Annotated in this window: 13 protein-coding genes; 10 read left to right on the top strand and 3 right to left on the bottom strand. The window is 55.0% G+C overall.

What is annotated here, in order from left to right:
- Positions 1-7: 7 nt before the first annotated feature.
- Positions 8-1,657: a response regulator gene (locus AC0YOB_RS34185; RefSeq protein WP_475796579.1), complete on the bottom strand. Its 1,650-nt coding sequence runs from the start codon at positions 1,655-1,657 to the stop codon at positions 8-10.
- A gap of 127 nt (positions 1,658-1,784) precedes the next feature.
- Here AC0YOB_RS34185 and AC0YOB_RS34180 point away from each other — a divergent pair, with 127 nt between their 5' ends.
- The 7 genes from AC0YOB_RS34180 to AC0YOB_RS34150 all read left to right on the top strand — a co-directional run bounded on the left by AC0YOB_RS34180 (position 1,785) and on the right by AC0YOB_RS34150 (position 13,762).
- On the top strand, positions 1,785-2,756 hold the full coding sequence (locus tag AC0YOB_RS34180) for an ABC transporter permease (RefSeq protein ID WP_475771936.1): 972 nt from the start codon (positions 1,785-1,787) through the stop codon (positions 2,754-2,756).
- 91 nt (positions 2,757-2,847) lie between these two features.
- Positions 2,848-3,738 carry a carbohydrate ABC transporter permease gene (locus tag AC0YOB_RS34175; RefSeq protein WP_210046239.1) on the top strand — a complete coding sequence of 297 codons (891 nt, stop codon included), beginning with the start codon at positions 2,848-2,850 and terminating at the stop codon, positions 3,736-3,738.
- 150 nt (positions 3,739-3,888) lie between these two features.
- On the top strand, positions 3,889-5,526 hold the full coding sequence (locus AC0YOB_RS34170) for an extracellular solute-binding protein (protein ID WP_475796578.1): 1,638 nt from the start codon (positions 3,889-3,891) through the stop codon (positions 5,524-5,526).
- A 101-nt stretch (positions 5,527-5,627) separates the two neighbouring features.
- Positions 5,628-7,694, top strand: coding sequence for an alpha-galactosidase (locus tag AC0YOB_RS34165; protein WP_475796577.1), 2,067 nt, complete (start codon positions 5,628-5,630; stop codon positions 7,692-7,694).
- Between the two features lie 270 nt (positions 7,695-7,964).
- Positions 7,965-12,416 (top strand): S-layer homology domain-containing protein, encoded by a 4,452-nt coding sequence (locus AC0YOB_RS34160; protein ID WP_475796576.1) that lies wholly within the window; start codon positions 7,965-7,967, stop codon positions 12,414-12,416.
- Between the two features lie 163 nt (positions 12,417-12,579).
- Complete coding sequence (locus tag AC0YOB_RS34155; protein ID WP_475796575.1) at positions 12,580-13,002, top strand: VOC family protein; 423 nt, start codon at positions 12,580-12,582, stop codon at positions 13,000-13,002.
- A gap of 187 nt (positions 13,003-13,189) precedes the next feature.
- Positions 13,190-13,762 carry a TetR/AcrR family transcriptional regulator gene (locus AC0YOB_RS34150; protein ID WP_475796574.1) on the top strand — a complete coding sequence of 191 codons (573 nt, stop codon included), beginning with the start codon at positions 13,190-13,192 and terminating at the stop codon, positions 13,760-13,762.
- A 470-nt stretch (positions 13,763-14,232) separates the two neighbouring features.
- Here AC0YOB_RS34150 and AC0YOB_RS34145 read toward each other — a convergent pair whose 3' ends face one another.
- The gene (locus tag AC0YOB_RS34145) at positions 14,233-14,556 is read right to left on the bottom strand and encodes a hypothetical protein (RefSeq protein WP_475796573.1); all 324 of its coding nucleotides are present in this window, start codon (positions 14,554-14,556) and stop codon (positions 14,233-14,235) included.
- Positions 14,557-14,667: 111 nt separating this feature from the next.
- Between AC0YOB_RS34145 and AC0YOB_RS34140 the strand changes: the two genes are divergently transcribed.
- Positions 14,668-15,819, top strand: a complete 1,152-nt coding sequence (locus AC0YOB_RS34140; protein ID WP_475796572.1) for an acyltransferase — start codon at positions 14,668-14,670, stop codon at positions 15,817-15,819.
- A 121-nt stretch (positions 15,820-15,940) separates the two neighbouring features.
- On the opposite strand, the gene AC0YOB_RS34135 is transcribed toward AC0YOB_RS34140, so the two are convergent.
- Positions 15,941-16,840, bottom strand: coding sequence for a helix-turn-helix domain-containing protein (locus tag AC0YOB_RS34135; RefSeq protein ID WP_475786796.1), 900 nt, complete (start codon positions 16,838-16,840; stop codon positions 15,941-15,943).
- Positions 16,841-17,002: 162 nt separating this feature from the next.
- On the opposite strand from AC0YOB_RS34135, the gene AC0YOB_RS34130 reads away from it, so the two are divergent.
- Both AC0YOB_RS34130 and AC0YOB_RS34125 read left to right on the top strand, forming a co-directional pair.
- Positions 17,003-18,610 (top strand): alpha-amylase family protein, encoded by a 1,608-nt coding sequence (locus tag AC0YOB_RS34130; protein ID WP_475796571.1) that lies wholly within the window; start codon positions 17,003-17,005, stop codon positions 18,608-18,610.
- A 72-nt stretch (positions 18,611-18,682) separates the two neighbouring features.
- Positions 18,683-20,176: an amidase family protein gene (locus tag AC0YOB_RS34125; protein WP_475796570.1), complete on the top strand. Its 1,494-nt coding sequence runs from the start codon at positions 18,683-18,685 to the stop codon at positions 20,174-20,176.
- Positions 20,177-20,328 lie beyond the last annotated feature (152 nt).

Below are 20,328 nucleotides of genomic sequence, written 5' to 3'. Positions count from 1 at the left end.
TTCCTCCTCAAATTTGTTTACGGTAATGATTCGGCGTCATCCCGGTGGTCCGTTGGAAAACCGAGCAGAAATAGGAAACATTCTCGTAGCCGACCCTGCTTGCGACCTCATGGATTTTGAGCGATTTGTCCGAGAGCAGCATGGAAGCCCGCTCCATTCTGCGGTCTGTAATCGCCTCGAGAATCGTCTTGCCGGTCTTGTCCTTGAAGATCGACCGGATATAATTCGGCGACAGATATACTTCTTTGGCAATCTCTTCGACGGTAAGGGAAGTCGAGTAGGAGCGGTCGATAATCTCCTGCACATGCCTGGCCACATGCTGGTGCCGGTCCTTATCCTTGTCTGCCAGCGCCATAGCAAGCGTACTGCATACGTGGAGAATATGTGCCTCAATTTCTTCCAGCGTGCCGCAGTCGTTCATGATGATCCACTCGCTGTTGAAGGGGCGGTGCTGCTCCTTGAGGGCTCCGGCAAAATGCTGCTCGACAGCCGTAACCAGCCGGACGGCGGCGCTGCGGGCAAGCTGGGGGTGAATATGGCGCTCCCTCAGATCGGCGGTGAAGCGCTTAATCTCCAATTCCGCTTCATCCGGCAGCATCAGGCCGATCAGGCGCCGCAGCGTCTCGAGGCTGCCGCCGATCTCGACCTCCCCCATGACCGTGCCACGGAGCTCCTCTGCGGACAGCAGCGCTCCGCTGCCGTAATAGAAGCTTTGCCCTGATGCGCTGCGGGCTTCCTTCACCAGTTCCCCCGCATCCTCCAGCCGTTCGCCCGGACGGGACAGCCCGATGGTCAGGGCGAGCGGGAATTCCTCGCCGATTGTCTTCTGGAGCTGCCGCAGCGGCTCCGGATCCCCGTCAAGCAAAGAAACGGGGAGCAGGGCGACGAAAGCGCCATATCCCCAGTCGATCAGCTCGCCCGCAAATCCCATGGCCTGGAGCTGGCTGCGAATGGAAACACGGACGCTGCGCTCAAGCGGCCCCAGGACGTCCGGTCCTGCAGAGGGCGCCGCCAGTTCAGAGGGAGAGATCCCGGCGGTTTGCAAATAGACTGCCGCGTACCTCCACCTGAGCGGCAGCCTGCGGTCGAGCTCGGCAAGCTGGCGGGCAAGCTGCGCCCGGCCCTGCTCCGATTCCTCCAGCAGCAGCTCGCGCAGCAGCTTCTCCTTCGCCAGCGACTCCGAACGGGCGGCCAGCCTGGCCTCCTGGCATTTGAGCTTCACCTTCTCCATCAGCTGGGCAAGCTCATCGAGATCGACAGGCTTCAGCAGATAGCCGGTCGCTTCCACCGCAAGGGCGCTTTTAATATATTGAAACTCGTCATGCCCGCTTAAGAATACGACGGATATCTGCTTGTGCAGCCCTTTGGCGCGTCTGGCAAATTCCAGTCCGTCCATAATGGGCATCCGGACATCCGTCAGAATGATGTCAGGCAAGAGCTGCTGCGTAAGCTCCAGAGCCTCGCGGCCGTTCTTTGCCGTTCCAACCACGCGGATATCCATATCCGACCAGGGAACACAGTCAGTAAGCGCTTGCAATTCCATTTTCTCATCGTCAACAAGCAGAATCTTATACAAGGGAAGACCACGTCCTTTGCCGCAGGAATAGGATAACAGCTGAACTTTATTGTAGTCGGTCTGACGCATTTCAACAATCATCCGGCTGGAATTCCGTTATTTTGGACTATGAATCGGAGAATTCTGGCATATAATCCTCCCCGCTGCTGAATTTATAATGAGGGTACTTCAAGGGCGAATGCGACTTGGCACAAAAGGAGGAATTGGCATGAGAGCCTACGCGGACGCACAAATGCCGGGCAAACCACCCCAAACGCGAGGACGTTCATGGAAGCGCTTGCGGCAGCAAAAGTGGCTGTGGCTGATGATTTTGCCCGCGTTTATCTGCACGCTGCTGTTCTCGTACGGCCCGATGTTCGGACTGTACATGGCGTTCATTAATTACCAGCCGGGAGGCGCTTCCTTCTTCGGCTCGTTCTTCCACAGCGACTTTGTGGGGCTGCAGTGGTTTGAATATTTTCTGAATAACGGCGACTTCCGCATTATTCTGCGAAATACGCTGGCCCAGAGCCTGCTCAGCCTGCTGCTCGGCTTTCCGGCACCGATTATTCTGGCGCTGGCAATCAACGAGGTGAGGCAGCGGGCTTTCAAACGGGTGGTGCAGACCGTGTCCTATCTGCCGCATTTCATCTCCTGGGTCATCGCCGCGAATATTATCGTGACCCTGCTCGCTTCGGACGGTCTCCTGAACAAGGTGCTTGTGCTGCTCCATGTGACGAACGAGCCGATCGCTTTTTTCCAGAACGGGCATTACTTCTGGTGGATTATCGCTTCCTCCAACACCTGGAAGGATATGGGCTTCAACGCCATCATGTATTTGGCTGCGATTGCTTCCATCAATCCGGAGCTGTATGAAGCGGGCAGAGTGGACGGAGGAAGCAGGTGGCGCCTGATGCTGCATATTACGCTGCCGTCTTTGCGGCCGACTATCGTCATTCTGATGATTCTTGCGGTGGGCGGCGTGCTGAATGCGGGATTCGACCAGCAGTATCTGCTGCAGAACGATACGATCCTCCAGTATTCGGATGTTATCGATACCTACACGTACCGGTATGGATTGCAGAACAGCATGTTCTCCTATGGCGCGGCTGTGGGGCTGTTCAAATCCGTTGTCGCTTTTATGCTGGTGCTGATGGTGAACAATATTGCCAAGCGGGTCAACGATCAGTCGCTGTTTTAAATCTACGGGAATCTCTTGAAAGATCCTCTTGAACACGAACGATATGGGAGGATACCCGTACTTGCCGCCCGGCAGAGAAAGGAGTACAAGCATGGAAAGCAAAAGCATGGGAGACAGGGTCTATATCTCGGTTGTTTATCTCTTCTTGCTGGTTGTGCTGTTTGCGACCTTCTATCCGTTTTGGAACATATTAGTTTTGTCGGTCAACAGCGCGTCCGATACGATTAAAGGCGGCATCTACTTCTGGCCCAGAGAGTTCTCCTTTACCAGCTACAAGCAAATTCTGACCGATTCCGAGATTCTGAATGCCATCGTCGTGACGGTGGCGCGGACGGTCATCGGAACGCCGCTTACGGTGCTGGTCATCAGTCTGCTGTCTTACCCGTTAAGCAAGCGCGATCTGTTCATGCGCAGGCCCATTACGCTTTATTTTATCTTCACGATGTATTTTGGCGGCGGCCTTATTCCATATTATATGGTTCTGAAAAGCCTGCATCTGATCGACACGTTCTGGGTCTATATCGCCCCGGGACTGATGAATGTGTTCTATATGATTCTTGTGCGGACCTTCATCGAGCAGCTGCCCAAGGAACTGGACGAATCGGCCAAAATCGACGGAGCCAACGACGTGCAGACGTTTATCAAAATCATTTTGCCGCTGACGATGCCGGTGCTGGCTACGATTGCCCTGTTCACAGCCATTGGACACTGGAATGCCTGGTTCGATTCCTATGTCTTCACGTACAAGTCCAGCCTGAAGACGCTGCAGGCCGTGCTGGTCAAAATTCTCAATCAATACCAGACCGGCAGCATGGTATCGGATGCGCAGAAGACGGCGGATTCCGCCAAGCGGCTGGCGGTCTCCCCGGATACGATCCGGATGGCGGCCACCATGGTGGCAACGCTGCCCATCGTGCTGGTTTATCCCTTCCTGCAGCGGTATTTCGTGAAGGGCATGACGCTGGGCGCGGTGAAAAGCTGACGGTCCGCGTAATGAGCGCACGTAGCCCAGGGAAGAAACCTACGCTGACGCCAAGGGTCGGCATAGCCGTTTTTTCTTGCCGGGCTACACATTTCGGGCCTGTTGGACCAGATCTATGAAACTCACATTTGAATGTAGGGGGAAAAGAACATGAAGAAGAAAACAGCATCCATTCTGATGATGCTGGCGCTTGCCGGTTCACTGCTCGCAGGCTGCGGCAACAACGGCAGCAACGGAGGAAGCAATGGAGAGGCCGCCAATAGCGCAAATGCCGGAAGCCAAAACACAGGCGGGGATCCCGCCAAAATTTCGGAGCCGCTTACGCTCACATTCTTTGACAAAAACACGGGCGATGCGTTTACGAATGAAGTCGCCAAGGAAATTACCAAGCGGACCGGCGTAACGGTGGAAATCCAGCAGCCGACCGGCAACCCGGCGGAGAAATTGAATCTCATGCTTGCCAGCAACGATCTGCCGGATATTGTGCTTCTGGACCGGGGCAGCGACATCGTGAATAAATATATCGCCGCTGGCGCGATTATTCCCCTGGATGATCTGATTAAGAAATTCGGTCCGGATGTGCAGTCGCAGTATGGCGATGTGCTCAAGAAAACCCGCTATACGGATGGCAAGAACTACTATCTCTCCAACTGGTACGGCATGGATACCGATCCGGTGCTCGGGATGAACATCCGCAAGGACGTCCTGACGGAGCTGGCCCCGGATAAGGCGGAGGGCGGCCAGCCGTTCACAACGGATGAATTTACACAGCTGCTCAAGGATTATAAGGCCGCTCATCCGTCCGTCGACGGCAAACCGACGTTTCCGCTTACCTTCAATGCCGAGAATATGGGAGCCGTGCTGGGAACCTTCAAAGGCATGTGGGGCTTGAAAACCTATTATGAGGACGGCGGCAAGCTGAGATTCGATGTCGAGGATCCAAAATACCGGGAAATGATTATGTACATGAATGATTTATACCGTCAAGGATTAGTCGACCGCGATTGGGCGGTCAGCAAGACGCAGACCTGGGAGCAGAAGCTGTCCAACGGCATCGTGTTCTCGACGCCTGGCGCTTACTGGGATGTGGGCAACGCCAATAATGCGCTGAAAAAAACCGGCGGCGAAGATATGCAGATGATGGCCTACAAGGTTGTAGCTCCTGGTGTGGATCCCGCCAAAACCACATTTGGGCCGCGCAGTCCCCTTGGTTGGGACGCCATCGCCATTACGAAGAACAACAAGCATCCGGAAGAGACGATGAAATTCATGAATTATCTGGCGAGCGACGAAGGACAGTACCTGCTGATGTGGGGAATCGAGAGCGTGCACTGGGATATGAAGGACGGCAAGCATACGCCGCGGCAGGAAACGCTTGACGGTCTCCAGAACGATAACCCGGACGATCCGATGAAGAAAGCGGGCATCCGCAAATGGACCTGGTTCATCAAGAACGGCGCCGGCAGCGATGGTACGCCGTACGGCCTGGGACAATACAACCGCAGCATAATCGATAAAATGGCGATCAAGAACCTGGCCGATACCGTATTTGACTCGTCGCCGTACGATAATCTGGGACCGCAGGGCGGAACGCCGGAATCGCTCAATTACCAGAAGGTTCAGGATGTCATCAAGCAAAGCATTACCAAGATCATTATTGCAGGCGATGAAGCGACGGCGAACTCCATGTACGATGCGATGCTGGACCAGATCAAGGCGGCCGGCGGCGAGAAGGTCGAAGCGATCATCACGGATAATTACAACAAGCGCATGGAATTGTGGAAGTAAGCTGCTGTTTTAGAAGGGTCGCCGATTAACAGGCGATGAACCTTTTGTTCACCCTTCTGGGAAACGGCAGAGATCAAACAAAGACAGAGGAGGAACGCCAAATGAACACCCGGCTTATCCGGATAGAGACGGAAGCGGACAAAACGTCGGTATCGCTGGATAACGGCATCCTGGCATTGACGGTTGATCTTGGGAGCGGAAAATATGGCATACGCTGGAGGGACGGCTCCAGGCTGATTGGAATAGACTCGGGCTTTAGTCTGGATGGATCCATCCGCCGCGCGTCGGAGTATGAATCCCGCCAACTGAATGGAGCGGCAGCTGATGAGGTTTCGGATGCCATTGGCACAGGGCGGTGCTTGACGGTTCTGCACACGGGGGAGGGCCTCCCCCTGCTTCGACAGCGGTTCACGGTGTATGAGGAGCAAGCGTATATCACCGTGAAGCTGGAGGTCGATGCGGAATCCGGCGGCAATCTGGAATCGAATTATATGGCCCCCGTCCTTGCGGATGCCTTGTCAGGACCGTTCATGTCGCTGGGGCTGCCGGAGGGTCACGCTCTGCAGGCGCTGCTTGTCCCTTTCGATAACGACAAATGGGTGCGTTATGAATCGGTTTCGATGCCGGGAGAGGTGGAAGGGTATGAAGCGACAGCCATCTATGATCCTGCATCGGGCAAAGGCATGGTGATGGGCTCGGTTACGCACGATACATGGAAGACGGGTCTGCGGGTAAGGAGCGCCGCCGCCGGATGCGTGGAGAGCCTGGAGATTTATGGCGGCGCGGCGGGCGAGCTTAGCCGGGACTCCATCCCGCATGGAGCCATTGCGGGGGCGGTGCTTGAATCGCCGGTTATTCTGCTCGGCTCCTTCGGGAGCTACCGCGGCGGATTGGAGGCATTCGGGCATGCCAATGCCGCCTTTGCGCCTGCGCTCCCATGGGAGCATGGCGTGCCTTTCGGATGGAACAGCTGGTCTGCCGTCGGGGGAAAGCTGGATTACGATGTATACAGCAAAACGTCGGATTTTCTCCGGAAGCTGCAGGACAATGGATTTAATAAGGATGGAACCGTCTATGTAAACTTCGATTCCTTCTGGAATAACCTGACGCCGGAGCAGCTGGAGGCCGCTGTGCGGCAGGTGAAGGATAACGGGCAGAAGGCCGGTATCTATTGGACTCCGTTCGCGTTCTGGGGCACCGGCTTCGAGCGCGAGGTGGAGGGAACGGAAGGCCGCTTTACGTATAACGATATGCTGCTGCGGGACAGGGAGGGAAATCTGCTGCCGAGCCTGGATGGAGGGCTGGCGATTGATCCGACCCATCCCGGCAACCGGCTGCGGACGGATTATCATTTGAAGCGCTTCGTGGAGTGGGGCTTCGACTATGTGAAGCTTGATTTTCTGGGACATGGCGCGCTGGAGGGCAGCCATCACAATCCGGATATCCGTACGGGAATTCAAGCCTATAATTACGGAATGGATTATATCGTGCGAAGCCTCGACCCGCAGCAGATAGGCAGGCCCTTCCATATCAATCTGTCCATCGCGCCGATCTTTCCCCATATCTACGGCCACAGCCGGCGCATATCCTGCGATGCCTTCGGAACGCTGGCGGATACCGAATATATGCTCAATTCGCTGACCTACGGGTGGTGGATGAACGGAACTATTTACCGCTATAACGATCCGGATCATACGGTGCTGTATCAGAGCTTCAATCAGGAACCTACCTCGTACCACGAGGGGCGCAGCCGGCTCAACGCTTCCGTCATAGCCGGCACCCTGATGATGATGGGGGATGATTTCCGCAAGGAGGAGGCCAGCCGCCGGGCGGAGGAATGGCTGGCGAATCAGGATATCGTGGCGCTCGCAGGCCTCGGCGAGACCTTCCTTCCGCTTGTTGCGGCAGAAGGCCCGGCAGCGGCGAACGTCTTCGGGCTGGTCCGGTCCGAGAGCGGGAAAGACTGCATCTATCTGGCTGTCTTTAACTTCCAGACCGATGCTGCGGCAGAGATTACGGTTCCGCCCGGCGGGATCGGGCGTTGGGAAGAAGATACGCCGTATACGCTCAAGGACTTATGGTCAGGCGCTGCCTGGGCTGCCCGGGGCGGAGTTCGCATTGAACTGGAGCCTGCCGAATCCCGGCTGGTCAAGCTGATGCTGGAGTAAGGGTTTCTCTCTGTTTGTATCGGAGGATCGAAAGAATGGCCTTTTTTAAAGAATGGAGAGCAGACCGGCTTGAGGTCTGTTTCTCCTATTTCCGCCGCTATCTGGCTGTTGTATGCAGTTAGAGGCTGAAGGATGTGATTGGCCAAAATAACATTATTCGCATGGTTTGGCCTGAGACCATGTATGATTCGCGGGCTGCCAGACGGCGGGCGAAAACGCAAACGCACACAGCGAGGTCTATTTTATAGAAGCGAGGGAGAGGAATTAATAATGAAGAAAACGCTTTCGTGGATGCTTGTTCTGACGCTTATATTCGGCATTATGCAAACGGCTGCTGCTGCGGACAATGAACCGCTGGAGCAAGATCCGGCTATCGGCGCTGCAGACGGCACATCGGGGGAAGAAGCTGCCTTAATCATGGATACGCCGGCTCAGTCAGCGGCCGGCTCTGTTACACAGATGACCTACGAAGCGGAGGCTTCGGGCAATACGCTTGGAGGCAATGCGGGCGTAAGCAATTGCACAGCCTGCTCCGGCGGGAAGAAGGTAGGCAATCTGTATGGAGGCGGCAGCCTGCGTATCAATGATATTAACGTGCCGGAAGCGGGGCCTTATTATGTGGTTTTTACTTACATATCCGGCGATCCCAGAAGTGCGGATATCAGCGTGAACGATGGCGCGTCCCAGCATGTGGAGTTCGCAAAGACCGCGGATTGGGATACGACGGCCCAGATGCGGTTGACGCTTCATTTGGCCGCAGGCAGCAACCATATTGATTTGTCCGACGGAGGCGGCTACGCGCCCGATTTTGACAAAATCGATATTTCCCCGGCTTCGCTCGGCTATGAAGGCGAAGCGGCAGGAAATACCTTTGCGGGGAATGCCTCGATCTCAGACTGCGCAAGCTGCTCGGGCGGCAAGAAAGCAGGGAACCTGTATCAGGGAGCTTCTGTGCAGTTTAACGACATCGTCGTTCCGGAGGAGGGCGCCTATGATCTGACGTTCGCCTATATTTCCGGAGATCCGCGTTCTGCCGATGTGAGTGTGAACGGGGGGCCGGCCCAGACGATCTTGTTCGCCAGCACAGCGGATTGGAACACGGTAGGAAACCAGACGATTACGGTGACATTGGCAGCAGGAACGAATACGCTCCTGTTCTCGGACGGAGGGAGCTATGCCCCCGATCTGGACCGGATTATCGTCTCGCCAGGCACCGGAAGAGATGTATTGCCCTGTGAGAAAGCGCCGGAGACAAGCTTGCCGCTTGGTGCCCCTGTTGCCAGCAAAACGGAAGGGTCCATCGTCATTACCGAATATGCCGGCGCGGTCGTCGTGCAGAACGGCGATTACACGATGACGTATCGAACGGACAGCGGACTTGCGGAGTATGCATGGAACGGACGTGTGATCGTCCGGGGGGTATACAGCAAATCCGGGGATAATATCAGCAGCTGCTACAGCAGCCACAGCTTCTCCATGTCCGATGTGCAGCCTGTTCAGGACGGCTTTGGCAGCGGGGCGAAGATCAAGCTGGCCAACACGGAAGCCGGCAAGCCAACGCTTAATCAGTGGTATACGTTTTATCCCGATCAGCCCTTCTTCTTCGCACAGCTGGAAGCGGTCTCCGATTCGGCTATCGCGACCAATTACATGGCTCCTGTGATCACCAATACGACCGGCGGCGTGGATATTGGCAGCTATGGGGATGGCCGGGTGCTGGCTCTTCCTTATGACAATGATATGTGGATTCGTTCACAGGCCGTGCCGATCAATTCGGAGGACACCAGCTATGAGGTATCGGCCATCTATGATAACGAGACCCGCGAGGGGTTGGTCGTCGGTTCAGTGAAGCATGATGTCTGGAAGACGGGCATTCATTTTATCGGCAGCAATGACCGCCTGAACAGCCTTGAATTATACGGCGGTGCCTCCTCGGCCAAGACGCATGATTCGCAGCCGCATGGCAGCTTGTCCGGCACGAGTCTGTGGTCGCCGCAAGCTTTCGTCGGCCTCTATGACGATTACCGCACGGGCATGGAGGAATACGGGAAGGCGAATGCCGTCATCACTCCGCCGCTTTCCTTCAGCAGCGCCGTTCCGGATGCCGTTCCGATGGGCTGGAACAGCTGGGCGGCTTATGCCGACAAGCTTAGCTATCAGGACGTGCTGGATACCTCGGATTATATCAAGCAGAATTTGCAGGATAAAGGCTTGTCCAATGACAATACCACTTATGTCAACATGGATTCCTATTGGGATAATCTGTCGGATGAGCAGCTGGCCGATGCGGTCGCCCATATCCGGGCCAACGGGCAGAAAGCCGGCATCTATTGGGGGCCGTTCGTCTATTGGGGCGACAATATGAGCCAGAAGGTCGAGGGATCCGATTATACCTACGGCGACATTCTGCTGCGCGATTCCTCCGGTCAGCTGCTGCCCAAGCTCGACGGCGCTTACGCGGTTGATCCGACCCATCCGGGGGCGAAGGAGCGGATGGATTATTATTTGAACAAGTTCAAATCGCTGGGCTTTGAATATATCAAGCTGGATTTTCTGACCCATGGCTCATTGGAAGGCTCACATTATGATCCGCTGGTAGAGACGGGAACCCAGGCGTATAACATGGGCATGGCCTATGTCAACTCGCTGGTGGCGGACAGCATGTTCATCAGCACATCGATTGCGCCGATGTTCCCGAGCCAGTACGCACACAGCCGGAGAATCGCTACCGATACCTTCGGCAGCATCTCGGATACGGAATTTGAGCTGAACGCGTTAACCTATGGCTGGTGGCAGAATGGAACCATTTATCCCTATATGGACCCCGATCATATGGCATTGACACGGGCCGGATCGCTGGAGGAAGCCCGTTCAAGAGTGAATTCCGCTGTTATTACAGGTACGGTATTCCTGGATTCGGACGATTTCCATGATGCCAAAGCGCAGGAGTACGGCGAAGCGCTGCTGACCAATACGGATGTGCTGAACCTGGCCAGGAAAGGAGAAGCGTTCCGTTCCGTGGAGGGAAATACGGGCTCCAAAGCCTCCGATACCTTCGTGCTGAATGATAATGGCACCTATTATCTTGCCGTATTCAACTACAGCGGCTCTGCGACGGAGAAGACGGTCGACCTGGCAAGGGCAGGTCTTGCGGGTAATGTGGCCTATGAAACGCTGAATCTCTGGAACGGCGAGACCTCGCAGACGCAAGGGACGCTTCAGGTGAATTTGGAAGCCAAGGCCTCCAGGCTGTTCCGATTGTCGGCGCCGGATTCAGGCGGAGATAACGGAGACGGTGACGGCGGAAATGGCGGGAACGGGGGGAACCCTGGAGATGGAGGAAATGGCGGGAACGGGGGGAACCCTGGAGATGGAGGAAATGGCGGGAACGGGGGGAACCCTGGAGATGGAGGAAATGGCGGGAATGGGGGGAACCCTGGAGATGGTGGAGATGGAGGGAACGGAGGTGACCCTGGAACTGGAGGGGGTGACGGGAACGGCGGTGGCGGAATGACAAGCGCACCCGTCGTAACCGACGGCAGTTTACCGGCTGGGGATTTGTCGAATGCGGTGACGACCGATTCTGATAGCGGCGACATTCTTCGTATGTCGCTCTCCGAGGCCAAGGCCCTTGAGGCTCTCAAGGCGGCAGGGAGTATAAGCGCCTTTGTTATTTCGCTTCCATCTCAGGAAGACCGGCGCGGCCTGGCGGCCGAGATTCCTGACCGCATTATACAAGCGGCCTTGGAGCAGGGAGGCGATGACGCTTCCTTGCTCGTGAAGAGCATTTATGGAGACTATAAGCTGCCGCTCAAAGCGCTGCAGCTTCCGGATGGCGCAATACTTCAAATTAAAATCGCTTACGCGGACGAGACTGCCGCTGCGGCGATCCGCTCAGCGCTTCCGGCCGGTTTCAAGCTGGGGCATGCCGTCGATTTTGCCATTCTGGCAGTAGATGCCTCCGGCGGGATCATCGACGAGAATCCGTTGAAGGAAACGCATGTGGAGCATGTGATTCACGGGGGAAGCGGCAGCGGTGGAGCAGCCGTCAAGCTTTCAAGTGAAGGCGGACTGGTTCCTGTGCTTGCATCGTTCTCTTCACAGGCGGACGATAGCGGCGAAGTGACCGTGCGCAGCCGGGATAACGGCATATATGGCGTCATATCGGGGACGAAGTCTTTTGCGGATATTCAAGGGCATTGGGCTCAGCGGGAAATCGAGAATTTGGCTTCGCGTCTGATTGCAAACGGGATCACAGAGAACGCTTATGCTCCGGCTGAAAATGTAAACCGTGCGGAGTTCGCGGCGCTGCTGGTCCGGGCAATTGGTCTCGGGAATCTGGAAGGAAGGGCTTCTTTCACGGATCTGCAGCAGGATGATTGGTTCGCCGCTGCTGCGGGAGCGGCAGCCTCTATGGGTCTGGTGAACGGTTATGAGGACGGTACATTCCGGCCCCAGGCACCGGTGACGCGGCAGGAGATGGCGGTTATGCTTGCCAGGGCCGCGGCCTTCATTGACCGGACCTTGCCTTCGGGAGATGGTCTTACCGGTTTCTCTGATAAATCTGCTGCGGCGGATTGGGCACGGGAGGCACTGTCAGCCATGGTAGAGTCCGGTGTTATGCAGGGAGACTTGGAGGGTCGGATTCTTCCTGAAGCTGCGGCGGCAAGAGCAGATACGGCTGTTATGCTGAAGCGCTTTTTGGATTTCGTCAATAAGTAAATGTAATGAACCTATGAGGGGGGCGGCGGTTTGCCGCATCCCTCATTTTCATTGAGAAAAAGTGTCAAAAGTACAATTGAATGATGCACCGCAAATGATATAAGATGAGATGAGATTATCAATCTTGCAAAACTGGCAATCCAAAAAAAAAGGAGCTGGGCAAATGGCTGTTGACGTGTATTTGAATTTTAATGGTAATTGTCGGGAAGCAGCAGAGTTTTACTCGGAGGTTTTTGGAGCCGATAAGCCTAAATTTATGACTTTCGGAGAAACGCCGCCGAGCCCGGAATATCCGCTTCCGGAGGAAGCCAAAAATTTGATCATGCATACAAGGCTTAATATTTATGGAAGCAATGTGATGTTCTCCGATGTATTTCCCGGCATGCCGTTTGTTCAAGGCAACAACATCAGTCTGGCCATCGTCGTCGACAGCCAGGAGAAACTCCAATCCGCGTTCGATCAACTAAAAGAAGGCGGCAAAGTGGAAATGGAGCTTCAAGAAACATTCTGGAGCAAATACTACGGCAGCGTGGTGGACAAGTTCGGCATCCACTGGCAATTTAATCTTGGAATAGGTGAATGGTAAAATAACGTTATTATACAAGCTTTTTGGACAACCTCTGTGCTTCGGCGCAGGGGTTTGTCTTTTATATTAGGTTGTTCTGCCTTAATGGGCTTGAACTTTAACCATACTAAGGAATCTGGCCGCATTGAGCATACCGCCATGTACAGCATGACTTGACTTTAATCAAACGGTCATTCACTATAAGAGCATGAGACACAAAGACGAGAACAAGAACGAAGCGATCTTTCAAGCCACAATTGGATTGTTGAACGAAATAGGGTTTTCAGACATTTCGATGTCCAAAATCGCCAAGCGGGCGAATGTCTCGTCAGCGACGATTTATGTTTATTTTGAGAATAAGGAGGATATGCTCGGCAAGCTTTATGTCAAAGTCAAAGAGAAGATGAGCAGGCAGCTGATTCATGATATTGATGACAGCATGCCTACACGGCAGATATGCGAGCAGTTCATGAGAAATTCCATGAGGTTCATTCTGGAGAACAAGGATTATTTCTTGTTTCTGGAGCAGTTCTCAACCTCGCCGCTGGTAGATAAATTATATCTTGATGATACGGCATCGATGTTCACAGCGATACACGAATTTGTCGAGAAGGGGAAACGAAACGGTGAGCTAAAGCCGCTGCCGACACTTTTTCTGCTGAGCTATTGCTATTTTCCTGTCACACAGCTGGCCAAAGCCCATTTTAAAGGGGAATTTGAAGCTAATGAGGAAAATTTGCAGCAAATTGTACGCATGAGTTGGGATGCCATTAAAGCTTAATGGCATCTTTTTTTTGTAAGAAAATAGCCGATCTGCCGACTGCCGCAGCTATGCTCGATACCTGTTTTTCGTATGTGGAATGACCTGAGTTAAAGAAAGAATGCCGACGGCGCGGGAGATCACGCCATTACAAGTCCAGATTACACTGCCTGTATTCCCTCATAGATAAAAAAGACGGCTCGGGTGCAATGCCCCGAACCGTCTTTTGGCTTCTTTATGGGTTTTGCTAGAAGAAATCCCTACGAGCCGTACAATACAATTTCAGCCGTGTGTAAACGTTCCGAGCTGAGCGTAATACGAAGGTAACGCGTCGAAATCGACACAGGATGTTTGCTCTATTCCCCGTACAGCTTCATTTCATGACGTTTGTGCCAATGGGAAGCAGCAGGGTCGTACCGCTTGCGGCATTGGAAATAGCGGAGACGAGATTCGCGTCGTCCTTTGTTTTCATGGAAAAGTAACACCTGGTATCACCGGGAAGTGGAACGGTCACCGATTGGCTGGTTCCCGCTGCTGCAGGCAGGGGAATGTTCTTTAACCGGGATGGCGCTTGCAAAATTGGCGTCCGTGATGGATGCGGTGCTGACACGGATGTCGTAAGACGCCGCCGTGCCCGTCGTTCCGTCGTCGCCCGGCGCCGTCCAAGTCAACTGCAGGGACGACACCGTTGCCGAGCCGGCCGCCAGATTGCCGACCGCGGCAGGGACGGTCACATCTTCATCGGCGTATTTGACAGGCTGAATACAAGAATGTTTCGTGTTCGGCGCTACTATTTTATCTTTTTGCCTGATCATAAAGACGGCGGGGGGCATGCTTCCATGGGGGAGCCCTGTCCGGAGTGGCCTAATATGTTAAACTGATAGAGGAATGGAAGAGCTTATGCAGTCCCCCTGGAAGGAGTTTACATGAAGAAACCAAGAATAGATGAAATCGAAATGCTGCGGGGAATGGCGTTTCTGGCGGTCGTGATGCAGCATGCCCTCGCCCACTATTTTCCCATGACGGACACCCGTCTGGAGGATGGAGTGATTCTCGGTCTGCTGCTGCTGCTGTCCAAGTTCGCCGTTCCGCTGTTCGTGTTCATTACCGGGCTCGTGCTCTTCTACAATTATGACGGAGACATTCGCTATGGCGCGTTTATCCGCAAGCGGTTCAAGGATGTCATCCTGCCTTATATTCCATGGGCCGTTCTATATGCCGTGACCTTCCAGCGGCTCAATCTCTACGAGGCAGGCTCGCTGCCGAAGCTCGGGATGATGATTTTTACGGGAAAAGCGTCCTATCACCTATGGTATATCGTTATGATTGCCCAATTTTACTTGCTGTTTCCGCTTCTCCAGCGAATGGTCAGGAGGTGGAAGCCAAAGTCGGTCCGGACAGCCGCGATAATCGTTCTGGCTCTGGGACTGCTTTATGTGTGGCTGATGGATCAGGGCGGCGCTGTCTACCGCTCGGCGGATGCATGGGATATCCCTTTTCTGAGCGCGTTCTTCACTGCCTATCTCGATCGCAACGCACTGATGTTTTTCTTTTATTTCGCGCTTGGAGCGGCGGCGGGCCTGTACCTGGATCATTGGCGTGCATGGCTCATCCGCTGCCGTCACTACCTGACCGCCTTGTATGCGCTCATGGTTTGCTGGATGCTGTATGTGGTCGTATCTCATTTCAAGCTGTATCCGGACGTTGTTATCCGCTATGATGACTTGTCGCTCCTAAGGCCAGAGATGGCTGTGTTCCTCACGGTTTCGGTGCTTGCCGTATATGCGGCCTCGATCAGCTTCATGAAGAATGCACCCGTCTGGCTGCGGCAGATGCTCACCATGGCGGGCATCTACTCGTATATCGCGTATCTTGCGCATGCTTATATGCTGAGGTACACCGAGCGCGCGGCGGACTGGCTGCTTCCCGGCGGCTCCATTACGCTGCGGACGCTGACAGCCTTTGCGCTCAGCGCAGTCGTCTCGGTGGCGCTTGCTTACCTGCTGCGTCTGATCGTTCAGGGGATAAAAGCTTCCCGCCGGCATGACAGGAAGGCAGGCCAGCCGTTATCCTTCTGAATAAGCGCAAGTATACGCCAGGAAGAGCAGCTTCCCCTCTCAGGGGAATGCTGCTCTTCTTGTACCGGGCTTTGGTGAAGGGACTCGGAAAGGAAGGATGCTCATTGCCGATCGATCAGCTTCATTTGACTTCGAGGGGAGTCAAATAGATCAAATCGTCCCGGCGCTTCCTGCGGAATTCGCCCGGAGGCGAGCCCGTCCATTTCGCGAACTGGCGGATGAAGCTCTGCACATTGTCATACCCGACGCGCCGTGCAATCTGCTCGATGGAGCCCTGCGTGTTCAGCAAAAGCTGCATGGCCTCCTGCTGGCGGAGGATGGAGAAGTAATCCCGCGGCGACATCTGGTACATCTGCTGAAAAACGCGGTAGCAGTGCCTGCGGGTAAAACCCAGCTTGAGCGCAATTTCCTCCAGCCAATTGGCGGACCAGGCATGCTCCTCATCCTGGGGGGAGGCAATCAAGGTCTCGATTTCCCTGGCAATTTGTACAGGCAGGTTGCCGGCGAGCTTGGCCGCGTGATCGCTGTTCAGTCTGGTGAAGGAATCCTCAAGCTGCTCCAGCAGCGTATAGAGTCTGTGAAATATGGAGATTCTGGAAGCACCGTCCAGCAGAAGCTGCAGAATCGCCTGTACATCCGGCAGAATCTGCCGGTTAAGCGTCCCGCCCTCCGGATAATAGATTTGGGATGAGCCGCCGAGCAGCTGCAGAAATACAGGGTCATCGATCTGGATATGCATCACAAAATATTTTAAAGGAGCGGGCTCATCCGCGCTGAAGGCGTGCAGCTGCATAGGCGGAATAATCAGCAAATCGCCGCTGCGCTGCCTGTATTCCCCGTTTCCGGTATGAACGGTCTGGCAGCCTTCCAGCACGAGATTGATTTCGACCATCCGGTGATGAAGATGCCGCTGGCAGGACCAGGGTCTCGTTACTTCCCCCGTGTGGGCGCCGTACAGGTAAATCTCCGATTTGCTGTTGGGAAAGGCGTGCGCGAATTTTTTGTCACCGTCCGGATTCATAACGCACCCCCTGTTTCAAATGTCACAATTGGTTAACTTTTCTCTTCCCGGCAGGCGGCCTTTCGTTATTACTTCCTCATGCAAAGGATTCTATACTACTTATAGGAACGATTACAAGAATACTGCCTTTCCTATGGGAAGGGCAACGGGGAGCTGGAAGCTGTGGCATTGGCAATAAGAAGAGAACCGGATATGATTCTGGTCGAAACGGATAACGGCTGGCAAACGGCCAATCGCAGCGGCGACGGGATCTGGAGCGGCGGCGGAGTCGAAATAACGCTGAACAGCAGGAATGATTCCTGTTCTGTCGGGCTGTCTGCGCCGCTGCTGGCGGTTAAGACGGTCAGGCTGTATTGGAAGCAGAATGTTACAGGACGGCTTGCCGTTCTGGGCGACCATTGGGAGCGGGCGTATGGCGATCTGGAGTGGAGAGGGATTGTGCCGGAGCGCGTCATGCCCTGGTATTTTCTTGCGAATGACGGCAACGTGACTAACGGTTACGGCGTCAAGACCGGGACGGCATCCTTATGCTATTGGCAGTTTGATCAGGATGGCATTACGTTGTCGGCGGATGTCCGCTGCGGCAGCGAGGGGGTTCAGTTGGGCGGGCGCAAGCTTGTGGCGGCCGAAATCGTCGGTTATGAGGGAAAAGAAGGGGAAAGCGCATTTGCCGCGGCAAGCCGCTTTTGCTCCGTGATGTGCGAGAATCCCGTGCTGCCGGACCAGCCCGTATATGGCGGGAACAACTGGTATTACGCTTACGGGAACAGCTCCCACGCAGAGATTCTGGAGGATTCCAAATTCATGGCGTCCCTGTCTGCTTCCAGCATAAACCGTCCCTATATGGTCATTGATGACGGCTGGCAGCTGGCCAGCGGGGGCGGAGCCTGCAACGGCGGACCGTGGAGAGGCAATTCCCTCTTCCCCGAGATGGACAGGCTCGCGCATGAAATGAAGGATGCCGGCGTGAAACCGGGCATCTGGTTCCGGCCGCTGCTGACCAGTGAAAGAGTCCCGGATGAATGGCTCCGGTGCAGCTCCAATAACGGGTATGTGCTGGATCCCAGCGTGCCGGATGTGCTGAACGATATTGCCGAATCCGTCGCCAGGATGGTGTCATGGGGCTATGAGCTGATCAAGCATGACTTCTCCACCTTCGATATGCTGGGCCAGTGGGGCTTCCAGATGAAATCGAAGACAAATGCTCTGCCGCAGCCTTTTCACGACCGTTCCAGGACAACGGCCGAGATTATCCTGGATCTGTACCGGGTTCTGGCCCGGGCCTCCGGCGGCAGCGTCGTCATCGGCTGCAATACGATCAGCCATCTGTCGGCGGGATTATTCGAAGTGCAGCGGACCGGGGATGACACGAGCGGGAAGCTGTGGGAGCGGACCCGGTATATGGGCATCAATACGCTGGCGTTCCGCATGCCGCAGCATGGCACATTCTACAGCCATGATGCGGATTGCATCGGCATTACCGAACAGGTGCCGTGGGAGCTGAACCGCCAGTGGCTGGAGCTTCTGGCGGGAAGCGGCACGCCGCTGTTCGTCTCGGCATCGCCTTCTGCCGTAACGAAGCAGCAGCAGCTTGAGCTTCGCGCGGCCTTTGAATTGGCCGCACAGCCTCTTGCACCTGGCGAGCCGCTGGACTGGATGGAGACGACCTGCCCGCGCCGCTGGCTGCTTGGCGGGAAGGAAACCCGTTTCCAGTGGAACCAGGTATCCGCCGAGCTGCAGTCCGATATCGACAATATCTGGTGGAAATAAGTACAAAAAAGGACTTTGCGGGGTGCAGCTGGAACTCCTATCAGCAGAGATAATCATAGGAGTGGGTCTAAGATGACGAATAAGGAAAATAAACTTGAGCAGTGGATCATAGATGCGGATATCACGGGCATGCAGGCAGCGATGGAGCAGGGTACGATAAGTTCGGAAGAGCTGGTTCAAGTCTATATCGAACGAATCGCGAAGGTGGATGCCGTGATCCATTCCATTCTGGAGCTGAATCCGGATGCGCTGGCTATTGCACGGGCCCTTGACAAGGAACGGCGCGAGCAGGGCAGCCGCGGCCTGATGCATGGCATTCCGGTTCTGTTGAAGGATAATATCGATACCGGCGACAGCATGCATACAAGCGCCGGCTCGCTTGCCTTGGCAGACCATTATGCCGCAGAGGATTCCTACTTGGCTGCAAGGCTGCGCACCGCAGGGGCCGTCCTGTTGGGCAAAACGAACATGACTGAATGGGCCAACGCCATGTCTCCAACCATGTGGGCCGGCTACAGCGCAAGAGGCGGGCTTACCTTGAACCCTTATGGTCCGGGAGAATACTTCGTCGGCGGCTCCAGCTCCGGCTCCGCAGCGGCTGTCGCCGCTAGCCTGTCGGCAGCGGCTGTCGGAACGGAGACCTCCGGCTCCATCGTATGCCCGGCCAGCCAGAATTTTGTTGTCGGCCTGAAGCCGACTGTGGGTCTGGTCAGCCGCTCGGGCATCATCCCGTTGTCCCGGAGCCAGGATACGGCAGGACCGATAGCAAGAACGGTAACCGATGCGGCGATTCTGTTGGGGGCGCTTGCGGGTGCAGACGAGGGCGACGGGGCCACTTTGGCAGGGGGGAACCGGGTGATTCCGGATTACACGCTGTTTCTCGATGCCGGGTTCTTGAAGAAGGCCAGAATCGGTATCCCGCGTTTCTATTACAAGGTGCTTGAGGGGGATGAAGAGAGGCTGGCTATTATGGAGCAGGCCATTGCCGCTCTGAAATCGGCCGGCGCGACCATTATTGATCCCGTCTCGCTTCCCTGCGAAGAGGTAAGATGGGGCAATGTGACGGACTATGAGTTCAAGAGCCATCTCAACGATTATTTGTCCCGTGTGGATGAATCGCTCCCGGTTCATTCCCTGAAGGACGTGATTGCGTTCAATGAGGCTCATGCCGGGCAGGCATTGAAATATGGGCAGGACATCCTGATCCGTTGCGAGTCGACAAGCGGGACACTTACGGAACAGGCCTATCTGGATGCCAAGGCCCAAAATGAAGTGCAGGCCCGCAGACAGGGAATTGATTATGTCCTGGAGGAGCACCGGCTGGATGCGCTGATGCTGCCCGGCTGCTGGGAGGGCTCGGACCTTGCGGCGAGAGCCGGGTATCCCCTGATCACCGTTCCGGCGGGATTTTCCCATAAAGGGGTGCTTGCAGCGGGAGGGTATATGACAAACGGGCCGTTTGGCGTTATTTTCTCAGGAACCGCCTACAGTGAACCCGTGCTGCTTCAAATCGCATACGGGTTTGAGCAGGCAACCCGGCACCGCACTCCACCGGCATTCGGGTGATGAATGATTAAGGGAATAATCCAAAAAAAGTAGAGCCTCTTATACACTGGTACCCATAGACTGGACACTTTGAAAAAAGGCGTTCAGGCTGTGGGTACCTTTTTTGTATACTGGAGTAAGCAATGGAGGGATTACATGAGCAAGAAGCTTTT

The organism is Paenibacillus sp. JT31N17, from assembly GCF_056269255.1.
This window is presented reverse-complemented; position numbering and strand designations above follow the sequence as displayed.

Coding starts and splice junctions, on each gene's coding strand:
- AC0YOB_RS34170 (WP_475796578.1), top strand. CDS start 3,889: ATGAAGAAGAAAACAGCATCCATTCTGATGATGCTGGCGCTTGCCGGT.
- AC0YOB_RS34140 (WP_475796572.1), top strand. CDS start 14,668: ATGAAGAAACCAAGAATAGATGAAATCGAAATGCTGCGGGGAATGGCG.
- AC0YOB_RS34175 (WP_210046239.1), top strand. CDS start 2,848: ATGGAAAGCAAAAGCATGGGAGACAGGGTCTATATCTCGGTTGTTTAT.
- AC0YOB_RS34135 (WP_475786796.1), bottom strand. CDS start 16,840: ATGAATCCGGACGGTGACAAAAAATTCGCGCACGCCTTTCCCAACAGC.
- AC0YOB_RS34165 (WP_475796577.1), top strand. CDS start 5,628: ATGAACACCCGGCTTATCCGGATAGAGACGGAAGCGGACAAAACGTCG.
- AC0YOB_RS34125 (WP_475796570.1), top strand. CDS start 18,683: ATGACGAATAAGGAAAATAAACTTGAGCAGTGGATCATAGATGCGGAT.
- AC0YOB_RS34180 (WP_475771936.1), top strand. CDS start 1,785: ATGAGAGCCTACGCGGACGCACAAATGCCGGGCAAACCACCCCAAACG.
- AC0YOB_RS34150 (WP_475796574.1), top strand. CDS start 13,190: ATGAGACACAAAGACGAGAACAAGAACGAAGCGATCTTTCAAGCCACA.
- AC0YOB_RS34145 (WP_475796573.1), bottom strand. CDS start 14,556: ATGATCAGGCAAAAAGATAAAATAGTAGCGCCGAACACGAAACATTCT.
- AC0YOB_RS34185 (WP_475796579.1), bottom strand. CDS start 1,657: ATGATTGTTGAAATGCGTCAGACCGACTACAATAAAGTTCAGCTGTTA.
- AC0YOB_RS34155 (WP_475796575.1), top strand. CDS start 12,580: ATGGCTGTTGACGTGTATTTGAATTTTAATGGTAATTGTCGGGAAGCA.
- AC0YOB_RS34160 (WP_475796576.1), top strand. CDS start 7,965: ATGAAGAAAACGCTTTCGTGGATGCTTGTTCTGACGCTTATATTCGGC.